Source organism: Paramixta manurensis (assembly GCF_013285385.1).
In the GTDB taxonomy this organism is placed as follows: domain Bacteria; phylum Pseudomonadota; class Gammaproteobacteria; order Enterobacterales; family Enterobacteriaceae; genus Paramixta; species Paramixta manurensis.
This window is the reverse complement of record NZ_CP054212.1, coordinates 3515917-3528466: the sequence shown is the minus strand read 5'-3', so window position 1 is coordinate 3528466 and position 12550 is coordinate 3515917. Positions and strand designations below refer to the sequence as shown.

Annotated in this window: 10 protein-coding genes and 2 pseudogenes; 1 reads left to right on the top strand and 11 read right to left on the bottom strand. The window is 48.0% G+C overall.

What is annotated here, in order from left to right; genetic code table 11:
- Nucleotides 1-929: 929 nt before the first annotated feature.
- From PMPD1_RS17070 to PMPD1_RS17040, 7 genes and pseudogenes are all read right to left on the bottom strand, one after another.
- Nucleotides 930-2114 carry an integrase arm-type DNA-binding domain-containing protein gene (locus PMPD1_RS17070; RefSeq protein ID WP_173635174.1) on the bottom strand — a complete coding sequence of 395 codons (1185 nt, stop codon included), beginning with the start codon at nucleotides 2112-2114 and terminating at the stop codon, nucleotides 930-932.
- A 368-nt stretch (nucleotides 2115-2482) separates the two neighbouring features.
- Nucleotides 2483-2812 carry a TA system toxin CbtA family protein gene (locus tag PMPD1_RS17065; RefSeq protein WP_173635173.1) on the bottom strand — a complete coding sequence of 110 codons (330 nt, stop codon included), beginning with the start codon at nucleotides 2810-2812 and terminating at the stop codon, nucleotides 2483-2485.
- Nucleotides 2813-2850: 38 nt separating this feature from the next.
- Nucleotides 2851-3216 (bottom strand): type IV toxin-antitoxin system YeeU family antitoxin, encoded by a 366-nt coding sequence (locus PMPD1_RS17060; protein WP_173635172.1) that lies wholly within the window; start codon nucleotides 3214-3216, stop codon nucleotides 2851-2853.
- A gap of 12 nt (nucleotides 3217-3228) precedes the next feature.
- On the bottom strand, nucleotides 3229-3450 hold the full coding sequence (locus PMPD1_RS17055; protein ID WP_173635171.1) for a DUF987 domain-containing protein: 222 nt from the start codon (nucleotides 3448-3450) through the stop codon (nucleotides 3229-3231).
- Nucleotides 3447-3989 (bottom strand): RadC family protein, encoded by a 543-nt coding sequence (radC, locus tag PMPD1_RS17050; RefSeq protein ID WP_173635170.1) that lies wholly within the window; start codon nucleotides 3987-3989, stop codon nucleotides 3447-3449. Before radC ends, PMPD1_RS17055 begins: the two co-directional genes overlap by 4 nt.
- Nucleotides 3990-4001: 12 nt before the next feature.
- Nucleotides 4002-4445: an antirestriction protein gene (locus PMPD1_RS17045; RefSeq protein WP_173635169.1), complete on the bottom strand. Its 444-nt coding sequence runs from the start codon at nucleotides 4443-4445 to the stop codon at nucleotides 4002-4004.
- Nucleotides 4446-4475: 30 nt separating this feature from the next.
- Nucleotides 4476-5054 (bottom strand): annotated as a pseudogene (locus PMPD1_RS17040) (DUF932 domain-containing protein); the annotation flags it as partial.
- Nucleotides 5055-5083: 29 nt separating this feature from the next.
- Between PMPD1_RS17040 and PMPD1_RS17035 the strand changes: the two are divergent.
- Nucleotides 5084-6297 (top strand): IS3 family transposase gene (locus tag PMPD1_RS17035; RefSeq protein ID WP_173632181.1). Its coding sequence is split into 2 segments (ribosomal slippage): nucleotides 5084-5378 and nucleotides 5378-6297, totalling 1215 coding nucleotides; the frame shifts between segments, so codons are not numbered across the junction.
- A 7-nt stretch (nucleotides 6298-6304) separates the two neighbouring features.
- Here the strand turns inward: PMPD1_RS17035 and PMPD1_RS17030 are convergent.
- The 4 genes and pseudogenes from PMPD1_RS17030 to PMPD1_RS17015 form a co-directional block, all read right to left on the bottom strand.
- Nucleotides 6305-6589, bottom strand: a pseudogene (locus PMPD1_RS17030) (GTPase family protein); the annotation flags it as partial.
- Nucleotides 6590-7000: 411 nt separating this feature from the next.
- Nucleotides 7001-11059: an NACHT domain-containing protein gene (locus PMPD1_RS17025; protein WP_173635168.1), complete on the bottom strand. Its 4059-nt coding sequence runs from the start codon at nucleotides 11057-11059 to the stop codon at nucleotides 7001-7003.
- A gap of 14 nt (nucleotides 11060-11073) precedes the next feature.
- The gene (locus PMPD1_RS17020) at nucleotides 11074-11481 is read right to left on the bottom strand and encodes a DUF6375 family protein (RefSeq protein ID WP_103860969.1); all 408 of its coding nucleotides are present in this window, start codon (nucleotides 11479-11481) and stop codon (nucleotides 11074-11076) included.
- Between the two features lie 11 nt (nucleotides 11482-11492).
- Nucleotides 11493-12395 (bottom strand): radical SAM protein, encoded by a 903-nt coding sequence (locus PMPD1_RS17015; RefSeq protein ID WP_173635167.1) that lies wholly within the window; start codon nucleotides 12393-12395, stop codon nucleotides 11493-11495.
- Between the last annotated feature and the right edge of the window lie 155 nt (nucleotides 12396-12550).

Genomic DNA, 12550 nt, shown 5'->3' with positions numbered 1-12550 from the left:
TTGCCCCGCAGGTCATAAATACTGAGGAAGTCTATTCCCATAAGTAGGGTTGATGGTTCGACGAGAGGTATTGTAACTTTTTTAATCGAATGTGGCGTTACTTATATCAATTTATCATAACGTTTACAGCTGGCTTAAGGGCTATGTTCTGAAGTAAACCCAAATATAGTTTGTGAATAGCTACAATTTTATGTAATTTATTGAATATTAAGAATAATATCAAGATGTGGTTTCCGAATGCTTTTATCACTAGCACCTACGAATAACTTTATGATTTAAATGATTATTTTTAAAATTAACCTCTGCAAAGAGGGGGCGTGATTTTAGAAGAGAATTAAATAAAGCTCTGAGTGTATTGTTTTACTCCTTAATTCTTCTTTAACTAGTATCAGGCTAATTTTTAGTGAAAATACATTGAAAACCAGCGCTCTAAAGATAGCTTATCTTAGATTAACCGAAATTTTCGATTGGAATAGTTTAGGCATGTTTTGATGAATAATATTAAGATGTTGATCAAATACCTTATAAATCTTCAAAAAAATCTTGAAATAGCTCATTGTTGGTCGTATTTTAAGCAGGAGAGGTTCTCTCTTAAACAGTTAAAGGAGGATTGCTATGGGTCTTAAGCCTGGTCCAAAACGAATAGCTGATTCAACAGGACAACCTGATCAGCGTCAACGTGACAATAAAAAAACTCCGGGTAATAATCCGAAGGTAAAACCTAGTAAAAATTCTAAGCCGTAATGAATTTTTGACCAAAATAATTAAAAAAGCCTCTCAGGGGCTTTTTTTATGTGAAATTTAAAATGTTGCACTTGTTTGAAAATGAATAACTTTTAAGAGAAAAATTTCCTGATTTAAAAAAGCTATAGAATTTCCATAAGTCAGGCAGCAACCGCTTTAAACTTTTGAGATTGCACATAATCACTCTACCACTGCATAAGTGCGTCTCGTTCGGCGAGATACTCCGCGCGATTATACGCTGCAACAATTTCGTCTTTCTTGGGGTGGGCAAGCGCTGCTTCAAGGACTTCAGATCTAAACTTACCAGACTCCTCGGCCGCTGTTCTCGCAATCGAGCGCATACCATGAGCTACAAGCTCGCCTCCAAACCCCATACGAATAATAGCGGCATTAGCTGTCTGTTCATGCATATGTTGAAGTGGTGCTTTAATGCTGGGGAAAATCCACTCTCTATGTCCACTGAGCGGCCTCATTGTATCAAGAATGCGCAAAGCCTCTTTGCTCAAAGGAACCTTATGAGTTTTTTTCATTTTCATAAAGTCGGCAGGAATGGTCCATAGCCTGTTGATTTTATCAATGTCTGCCCACCTTGCTCGAACGGCTTCGCCCGGACGAACCCATGTTAACAATTGCCACTCAATCAGTAGCCTTGTCTCCATACGTACTGAAGCATTGTTCAGCGTTGCCAGGAAACGGGGTAATTCAGACAGGGGTAATGCAGGCATATTCTGCTTTTTAGGCTTAGTGAAACGCTGTGCGAGGTTATCAGCAGGATTAAACTCAATCAGTTCCTCAGTAGCCGCCCAGCGGAAAATTTCATTCAATCGGGAAATCACACGCCTTAACGTTTCAAGAATTCCACGCTGCTCAATTGGGTCTAAGTGCTGCTTTAAGAGTTTGGGACGAATTTCCTTGATCGGAACATTACCTAGTCCAGGAAAGACGTTTCGTTCAAGGCTACGCCAGATATCCTCTGCATGGTCATTCGTGATCCCTGAAGTTCTTTTCTTCTCATCCAACCATTTTTTTGCAACCACCAGCAATGTGTGTTCAGTAGCCGCTTTTAAAGCATTCGCTTTCTCAGCATTATGCTGCTGTGGATCAACCTGCTGGGCGAGAAGGGCGAGGTACTGGTCTCTTAGAGAGCGGGCCTGAGCTAGGGTGAGATGAGGGTAAGTACCCAGGCTCATTTTTGTGCGTTTTCGGGTCGTCGGAACTGTGTATCTAAAATACCAGTTTTTCTTACCACCTTTTGCTGATGGTGAGATTCGCACAAACAAGCCTTCGCCGTCGAAGAGACTCACTTCCTTCTCGCCGGGCTTGGTGTTCCTGATTTGGGTATCATTCAGCTTTATGACGACCTTAGGCATTTTTGGACCCTCTGATTTTGGACCCACACTGGTGGGTCTAAAGGAGGGTGTCATAAGGCGTGGACTCTAGCAACTCTTAAGAAATTATGATGGACACAAAAAAGCCCGCAGAGCTTGTGCTATGCGGGCTCTTAGGACTTCATCGGATGACTCTGGTAATCACCGATGGGCTGGCGGAGTCTGAATTGATGGTGTAACTTGTTGTTTAATAGGTGATAATCTTCAATTCAATTTTCAATTTGGTCCCATTGTTGGTCCTAAAAGAAAATGTCAGGTTTTTTGCAGGGGAGGGGGAGGTTACAGTAGAAGTCTCTTCGTCTGTGAGATTAACATTTTGCTTTCCTTTAGTCTGCTCTGTATGTAAGCGTTCATTTTGCGTTAGTTTTTAGCAAGCCGGCAGAGCGCCTTGCTCGCAAAATATCCACTACGGAAAGATACGGGGTCTGCTCTTGCCAAGAAAATCCTTTCCGATCGATACGGACAAGCCCGTATTTTTCTACCAGAAAGTTCACCGCATCGCTGAGCGATATTCCTGCATCAATATGTTCCCGGATGGTGGTTTCATTACTGAACGGTGTGTCATTCAGCGTCAGGCCGTAGTGCTGAGACAACAGATGAGCCAGCAGCCGCTGCCAGATTTCAACGGGTGACAGGCAGGGCTCAGTCGCCCGTGTCGGGTGTGATGATAAGGTTTGCATGATGTTTACTCTGTGATGTTCAGGGGATAAGCGTTGAGTTACTGCGGCACAGGTTGATCGGGATAAATAGCAATGTAGACATAGCCACAGGAGCCGAGTGTATCGGCTTCGCAGGTGAGGCCGTTGTGGTACAGCGTGACGCAATGTGTATGGCGGGGGGGAAGCTCGCCGCTGGTCAGCATCAGCTCAAGTTGTTTCATCATGAGCGGAAATGCCTGATCGAGGCGCATTGCAACATCGTCGGTGAATGCCCCACTAAATCCTGCTCGGTCAGCCAGATAGTGCAGACGGTTGCCCTCCTGAACGAGACGTGCGCCAAAACAAGGTGTTATATCGCGCTTCAGTCCCCACTGATGGATGACGGGATTCTCCGGCTTGGTACCGGATTCTGAGTGCTTCTTCATTATTGTTCCTGATTAAATGAGAGTGATACTGCGAAGAATGACATAGGGACCATTGCGGTCCTGACGACGTTCAGCAAACACGGTCAGAACGCCGCATATGTCCTGAACTTCCAGGCCAGCATAATGGCAGATGCTGCCAGACCATTTATATTTGCCGGTACAGAAGCGAAACAGGCGGGAGCCAAGATGCTGTAGGTACAGAGCCATGGCCTGGCGCTTACTGATGATTTTCATATCCAGCCTCGCTCCGCAAACGACACAATGTCTTCTAGACCAACAACCAGGTGATCAAGCGTTTTCACATCGACCACGCTCAGTATCTCCTTTAGCCTGCCAGTCAACTGGCGATCGGCTTTGCTGGGCTCCGGATCGCCGGAGGGATGGTTATGTGCCAGCACGACAGCTGCGGCATTGAAGCGAAGCGCTGACTTCACCACCCCACGGGAATGGACCTGCACATGGTTAACTGAACCGGCGAACAGCGTTTCATTCTCCAGTAAACGATGCTGATTATCGAGATAGAGCACCATAAACACTTCCCGTTCCTGTCTGGCCAACTGTAGCCGAAGCCAGTCACGGGCAGCAGTACTTGAGGTAAAGGATATACCGGGCTGGCGCAGATATTTATCCAGCAGGTTGATAGCGCGGCGAATGGTCCGTTGGGCGTAGGGTGTCAGTCCGGAAGTCGCATGGAGCAGGCAACCATGCTGGGTCATAATCGTCAGTGGGAAAAGTTCGGGCTGCGCTGACACCGGGGATAATGCAGTATTCATGTCAGGCATTCCTCAGTCGATAAGATGCATAATGGCGTTGCACTCTGGATGATTCAGCGCGTAGTCGCGTAAGCGATAGTAGTGCTCAGTCATCGCGTCACATTCCGTACGGCAGGCATGATGGCTGTATGTCATCAGACAGGCGACTATCCCTGCCGCTTCACCAGTAAGTTCCGCGCCGTTGCCGTTCATACTGTTGAACAATCTCCACTTCTCATCGTTCTCTGCCTCAGGAGCCATAAAAGCGCCGCCGTTACTGAGCGTTGAGAAGTTCCAGATACCACCGTGATAATCGGTACACAGTCGATCCATCCAGGCAAAGATTTGGGGCTCAAGTGTTATCCATTGCGGGATGGAGCCAAAGTGATGTGGCCAGAAGCCGATGCGTAACTCGTCAGGGACCACTGAGGCCGTGATTGCTGTCTGCTCAGCGAACTGAAGGTTTTGTGTATCCATCAAACTATCTCCTTATGCCGGAACGATTGTTTAACGCCCGAAAAATTCGAGCATGTTTTCTGCCATAACCCACAGGGCGCGATTGAGCTTCACATCGCCATCAATACCGGTAACAGCACGGGTGCGGCTGCTTTTCCCCTGAGCGGTTCGCCCTGACAATCCACCTTTCATCAGGTTCTCCTGCACGCGCTGGTAGACAGTCCACAGATCATCGCTGTAGTCCTCCCGACGACGCGGGGTCAGCAACTGCGATACCGTGACCGGCTGGTGGTCCTCACCAAATCGATACTTCATTGCGGCATTCGCCAGTGCATGACGGGCAGGGTATGGCAGCACAAGCGACTGCATCGCATCGCGCTTTTCATCCACCCGATCAAAGACCCCCAGCACTTCGTAAGCCCCTTCAATCACCTTCTCGACGACATTACCTTTATGCGGTACCCGCACTTCGCCGAATGACTGACCGCAGACCAGACCATTAGTACAGATGCCACGAAAAAGTCCCGGCAGCATCTGGTAGCTTGATGAGCCGTCATGGCTGTTGAGCAGGATGATTTCCGGTACCTGATGGCCGGTCAGTTGTCCGGCACGACGCAGGCGAATGTAGTGGCACAGTAAATTTGGCCACCTGATTAAAGGTGATATTCTCACCACAACATAAAACAGGTGACTTAATGAACAAGAAAACTAAGCGTACTTTCACCCCTGAGTTCAGGCTGGAATGTGCACAGCTGATTGTTGATAAGGGCTACTCATATCGACAAGCCAGTGAAGCGATGAATGTCGGTTCTACCACCCTTGAGAGCTGGGTGCGCCAGCTCAGGCGAGAGCGGCAGGGGATTACGCCCTCTGCTACTCCCATTACTGCAGAACAGCAACGTATTCGCGAGCTGGAAAAGCAGGTTCGCCGCCTGGAGGAACAGAATACGATATTAAAAAAGGCTACCGCACTCTTGATGTCCGACTCACTGAACGGTTCACGATAGCCGCCAGACTGAGTGACAGCCACACGGTTGTCAGCCTTTGCTCCGCGCTGGAAATACACCGTAGCAGTTACCGGTACTGGCGAAAACGACGCGATACTGTCAATCCGGCGCGAGTCAGGTTGTACAGCGAAATACGCCGGGCGTGGAACCAGAGCCGGGGCTCAGCAGGCGCACGCACGCTGGCTGAAATGCTGGCTCAAAATGGCGTTCCGATGACCCGTTACCGTGCCGGGCGTCTGATGAAATACCTGAACCTGAGCAGTTGCCAGCCCGGAAAACATCAGTACAAAAATGCCCGTCAGGAGCATACCTGCCTGCCGAATCTGCTCGAGCGTCAGTTCGCTGTACCGGAGCCAGACCGGGTATGGTGTGGAGATATTACGTATATCTGGGCTGGAAATCGCTGGTGCTATCTGGCGGTTGTTATGGATCTTTTTGCCCGCAGGGTTATCGGCTGGAGTCTGTCAGCGAATGCCGATACCGCACTGATAAGAAGTGCTCTGCGGATGGCCTATGAGACGCGTGGTCAACCGCGTGATGTCATGTTCCATAGCGACCAGGGAAGCCAGTATACAGGCCTTAAATATCAGCAAGTTCTCTGGCGTTACAGGATAAAGCAAAGCGTCAGTCGTCGGGGGAACTGCTGGGATAATAGCCCCATGGAACGCTTCTTCCGTAGTCTGAAAACAGAATGGGTGCCGACGAATGGTTACGCAGGTAAGGATGAGGCCCGGCGACAAATCGGCAGTTATATCCAGAATTACTACAATAGCGTCAGACCTCATCATTACAACGGGGGGCTGACGCCGGAAGAATCAGAGAACCGATACCGTTCTTACTGTAAAACCGTGGCCAGTATTACTTGACCACTACACCGGCACCAGGTAAATCAACAATCATCAGGCTGTGATTGCCATTGCGGAGCCGGAAGCGCAGCACATCTCGCGTGCAGGCCGCCACATCGCTGACTGATGTGACTTCGCCCTGGAACAGGGCATTGCAGAGGGACGATTTACCAGAACCGCTTTTACCCATAATACCTATCACAGGTTCGTACTGCGTCAGGCTACGAAGACGTTCAAGGATGAGGTTGCGAATCTTGTGTGGCAGTGAAGCCAGCGGTTGCTCAAAGGCCTGATGGCTGTCAGATTTTTGCATAGTAAGATCTCAACGTGAAAAACAAAAAGCCCCGCTATCCGGTAAGGAAGCGGGGGAGTCGCTGAGATAATATCTGTCTATAATTATTTGGAGTGCTAGCCAAATACCAATGGCTTCGATTTTGACGATGTTAGAATGCTTGGCTGACAGATTACTTTGTGCAAAAAATGGACGTTCCTAGTTCATCCCTCGACATATACTCATACTGAATAGCGACATCATCTTGCTGAACGAAGATCCTCGATTATGCTTCGTTTTTAGAATAAATTTCCGTCAATATGAGCATGTCTATCGTTAATGCCTCTAACCGGTTCGGACAGAAGGCTTCGAAGCGAAGCCTCTCTTATTTTCAGATGAGATACCGAATAAGATCCTCAAAGTTTACGGATGAAAGATTTCTGAATTCGTAACTCATATAGTGACTCCGTCCGCAATATTTGGGTTACTAGCACTAGAAGCTATCTGATGGATATGAATACGTTTGTGAATCTCTTGGTGATTCACGTAATACTGGTGCAAATTGCGCGTCTTGTTGGACCGATAATGAAAACCACGCACTCCCCACATAAGCCATACCAATACCTTACCGGATTGCATCAAGTAGCGGTCAAGTAGATCACGACGTAGATAGCTGACAGAGCCACTGACGTCCGAACCATATTCGCCAATTTTGCGGTAAAGTGACGCTACCCCTGCAGCATCATGCAAATCCCATTTGTTTGCACGGTACCTGAGATTCAAAGCCTCACAAAGTTGCTTTGAGGGCAGGCTCGCACCGCTGCTTTGGTTCTCCACGCTATGGTAACTCTCCCAGTTGTAGTCCTGCACGGTGATATCTACCGCAACGCCATTGCCTGACCATCTGTCTGCGGACACCAAATTTTCATCACTATCATCCTCTTGTTCATTTGCGACTAGCAGCCCCGGAATCGACGAGAAAGGCATCTCACCCGCATAGGTGTAATAGTAGCCAGGAGCATCAGGGATGGCGCTGTTGCCAGGATATTCAAGATCAGTGAACAACCTACATAGATTGTCAACTTCTTGGCTATCTACGAATACTCCTCGCAGGAAAGTGAAAATCTGCCGGTCATCCGAGGTAGCATTTTGCTCAACAAAACCGTCAAGTAGGATCCATGGCCCCGTCAGACCATCAATTTCCGTAATCTCAAGGATGCTACAGTAGTCAGGTTGCGGACCCCTCATGATCCAATCCCCATCATCTGACGACTGTTCGCTAAACAAGGCTGGAAGTGGCAAATCAATGCTCACAGCGTCTAGCGGGAACGTTGGGTCGATATCTGCGTCCGATGGACGAGCGCTGCGGTCTTCGGAAAGGAGACCCTGCGCGTATCGCAGTCCCCACATCTCGAAGTAAGCTATCCAGCCGTACTTTTTACCATATCGATCGATTTTGTGTTTGTCTTCTCCCATACGAGAGCTGGAATACATTTGCCGATCAATAGATTCGAACTGCTCAGGGTCATAACCAAGCACCAGCATTCGAGAAATAATTGCCTTCAACACCTGTTGGTACTCTGGATTGCTGTCATCGTAGTTCGATCTATGTGGAATAAGTCTCCCAATCGTATAGTTACCGAAGTCCATTCGAATCGCTGCGCTCTGCGCTTGCTTGATGACTGCTGTATCGTACTGACGAATGCTTTTAAATACGTTAGGCAGATGGCTAAAAGGCGGAACAAGATGAGCAGCTTCATCCTCTGAAAAACAATTTGGATCCACCATCCTTGCAATGGCAATGATTCCCAGGCAGTACTGTTGATATAACGCATGCCAAGTAGGAGCTGTAGCATCAGGTGCAAACATGGTTTGGTAAATCTCACGAGCGAACCGTGGCAACGCATCATGTAACTCTACTGCATCGATATCCGACCAAGTGGTCAGGACTGCACCGTAGGCTGCGGCGAACACTCGCTCGGGGACATATGGGTCTGAAACTGCATTTGTCTCCATCGCCAACCGGAAAAACTCTTCTGGCCGCCTGATGGCAAATTCATTTAGGGCTTTGGTAGCCATATCCCGTAAAGCTCTGGATGTCGTCGTCAATGTCCACATCACCCAGCGAACTCTCCGAAGTTCACGCTCATCCAGATGACCCAATTTCCATCTCGTCGACAAGAATTTTAAGTCATCTTTAACTTGTTCAGATTTCTGACGAATCCACTCTGACCAAAAAAGATCGCGCTGAGTGTTGGACATAGCCATTAGCACATCATGCAAAAAGCTCATATCAAACGGATGTGCCAGCGCAGCCCTAGTGCTCCGTAGTCTCTCGAAGGCAAGTTGTGCAAATCGCTTCGACTCCTGCATAGCTTGAGCAAATCGTTCAACAGTAGCCCGCCCGATATATCTTGGATCCGATTGCGTCGTCAATAACAGAGCGTTCATAACGAGTATATCATCCGACAAGTCTTGCCAAAGCTGCCGCCTACCAGAGTGTTGCGGATACAGATCAACCAGAGCCCGTAATACGTCATAAGCGAAGGTATGCGAATCAGGTCCATGAGATTTAAATTTTGCGTTCCCTTCATCGCTTTGTAGCCATTGCACCAATTCAGGCTTCATAAGCAGGTTACGCGCCATCATATGTCCGGCCATTAGGTCGTATGCAAACGCAACTCCTTGCCTACCTTCTGGAGAAATAGTCCTTACGAGAATGCCTTCAGACTCCAGTGCACGAATAATACTGTCATCCCACCCCATATCCCGAACTGCCGTCCGTGTAGCTTGAAAATCCACACTTCTCGCATTGTTATCCCAAAGAAGACCCGCGATCGTCAGTAGTGCATCCTGAACGTCATCTTGATAAATGCGATGCATCGTCGGTGAAAGCTCAGCGACTCGTGCTGCAACCTTGTTAAAATGTGCTTCGAACAGGCTTGCAAGCGAACGGGGCAATGCTTCCACTCCGACAATATGCTGACGAGGAGAATTTGCTACTTCGCAAAAAATTCTCAGTGTTAAGGGGTGCTGCAAGAGTTCGACTGGTAGGTCCGCATCGGTAGCATCGATCTTGTAGTACTCAAAGTACTTGTCAAATGCTGTCTTCGGATCTTCCTGAAACCCGTTATGTTCAACTTGGGGAAACTCCTCGGGCAGACACATTGGGGCAAATTCATTGCGAAGAGTGACAACTAACAAGACATAAGGAAAATTCTTTAGAAGCTCATCCGCTCGGGATAGTTCATCCCTCCAATTTCTCGGATCTTCCGCCTCATTCAGACCGTCAATAACAATAGGTATGCGTTTGCCTGCACGCTGGCCTGCCGCATCTACGGCCTCAATCAAGCGGTCGAAACTTTCTGCTGGCTTCCCAGAGATCTTGAAAGCAGATACGAGATCATCAAGCCCCTGGCCTGAATGAAGATTCTTACCCAATAGGAGGATCCCCCCTGGGAATTCCCCTTCTGGCTGTGTTACCTTGACTGCAAGTTCAGATTTACCTTCACCTGCCGCCGCAAGTACAGCAACCGCCCGGGCACCAATCGATTGCTCCAGACTGCGGAAAACAGACGAAACCGCGTGGATATCTGCAACCAAATTAGCGGTTAACGGAGCCCCGTCAAAGCGCGCTCCACGCAATTTCGAAAGTAGCCTTTCATAACGTACCGGCTGACGCGGATTTGAAACCAATGCTTGATGTACAGAGTTAAAGTCACCTTTGCCTAGCGCCGTGTGTAAGCCATCAATAAACTCAGTCAACCCAATAACCCGGGCTAAGAGTAATTCAACTTCTGCCCTGAGCTCAGTTTTGATTTGCTCAGTAATCGAAGCAATGCTTGTATGATTCTTTTTTAAAGCGTTGGAGAGTTCTTCCAAGGATTCCCATGCGTTTTGGCTGCACAGATGCCTGAATATATTCTCCTCAACCCCCACAGCAACATGAACGTCTGGCTGGTAGCGGTTCTTAAACGGAGCTGCAGCAAGCCTATACTGTTCAGCAATTAGTTCTGGGGTTAGAACCAGTTCACCAAAGTAGGTTTCTCGTAAAAGCGCTCCCGGTCCGACCAAAAGATCTTCGATATCCGTAGCAGTGAGTAGTTCTAGCTTCAATTCGGGGAAGCGGTCTTGCTCTAGCGCGAAGAACCACTCTTGATCTCCTTTTGTTAACGTGTGATAAGTCCAAAGCTTCCAGTTGGTCACTCCAGGGACATGCCTACGCGTCTTTTCGATACCTTCGATGATCTTATTGCGGCGGGAGGCTCCCAAATCTTGTCCATTCACCAGCTCATACCACTTGCATTGCCAGCCAATCCAGCTTGGTGGCGCACCGAGATCACAAGGCTCCGTCAGCTCAAGGTGAAACTCCACCCCAGGCTGATTTGCGAGTTGCTTAAAGCGACCGAAACGACCATAGTGTCGGCGTACAAGAGCGCGGCAAAGGTTTTCGAAGTTCACATCTGCTGCACCGGGCAGTTCGTTGAATACTCTCCAATTTACTTCAGGCATCAATGCATCCTCTGTCAACTGGCATCGTTGGAATCGGACGGATAGTCATGCGCTGAGAAAATCTCAACCTTTGCTCCAGCCTCGACAAACAGCTTAACGAACGCAGATACCTCTGCCTCATCAGTAGTTATTGTTATTCTATCGCCTTCACGATCTAGATGATGATCTGACACCAATTGACCAAGATCGGTTGGTCCTAAAGTGTGGAGTTTTAGGCTGTATAGTAATGAGAGCATTTCATCTGAAAACCGTTGATTCTCTGGCTCATCAAAAGGGATCGAGTAACATTCATCTTTCTCAGCCTGAGTACTGAGCGTTTTAATATCCTTCTCGACCTTCTCTGCATCTTGCTCTTGCTTGAATTTTCCGATGAGAACTAAGTTCATCGAATGCTCAGAACCATATCCGTTCCAAATTTTCATTACTGTGCCCCTTATTTCATCTCTAAGGTATTACGAAGTCGCTTAAGCGCTGACAGAACACCGGTTTCACCAATATCCACACCGGTGGTTGAATAAGAACTCATACGCAATATGCCGGAAGCGTCTATGTGCGCGTAGGCTCGAAGGCCAGTTTCATCAGGAAGAGGATCGCATATGGGCAGTCCTGACGCTCCCACCTCACTTACTGCAAGTCGAACCTCTCCTCTATAGTTGGAGACCCAGTTCTTAAGCTCTCGGCCGACCACTTCATTCATACTTGCGACCGCGTTAGTTGCTTGCTGAGGCAATAACAGCAATTCACTAGCTCCAAACTGTTGCGCCAGCTCAGTTACTGCATCAAGCTCAAAGACTGTACGTTCGTTTATCACGACGTTTATTCCAAAGGGCGACAATGTTGCAATCGATTCAATTCCCTTAAGTAAGTTGGCAAAAGGTTTTCCGCGCAGTTCTTCATAGGTACTGCCTGTCCCGTCAACGCTAATACGCGCGAAGTGAATTGAACCTTTGAGGTGTTTAACTAATTGTTGCGACAAACGATGACCATGGGTCGTGAATGTCACGGCAAGCTGAGTTTCCCCGGCAGCCCGTTTGCATATTTCGACGAAATCTGGATGGAAAGTTGGTTCCCCTCCGCCAAAGCCGATGCCGAGGCATCCTTCAGTATCCAATTCCTTTAACCAGCTAAGTACTTGGTTAGTATGCAGCACTGCCTTGTGTTTGGGCGCAAAACAGTACGCGCAATGGAGATCGCAAAGATTGGTGAGTGCTATTGAGACTTGACGGGGAGACGTCGACCAAACTGCCCCCTGAGGGTGCAATTCGTCTAATAGGATGTTCAAACCTGTATTTCGATCGAAGAAATGCACTCCGTTTGGTCCGATTCTGGACTTCATAACACCAAGTTCCCCGCTGCTTAAAACCCACAAAAGTAAGAGTATTTAATATCATAGCGAGAAATCCCTAAAAAAAGATTGCGTAAGGTTTGCTTTTCGCTTTCAGTAGACGCTTAAAAGTTACGCGTTTAGTGTCGACGTAAATCCACATTACT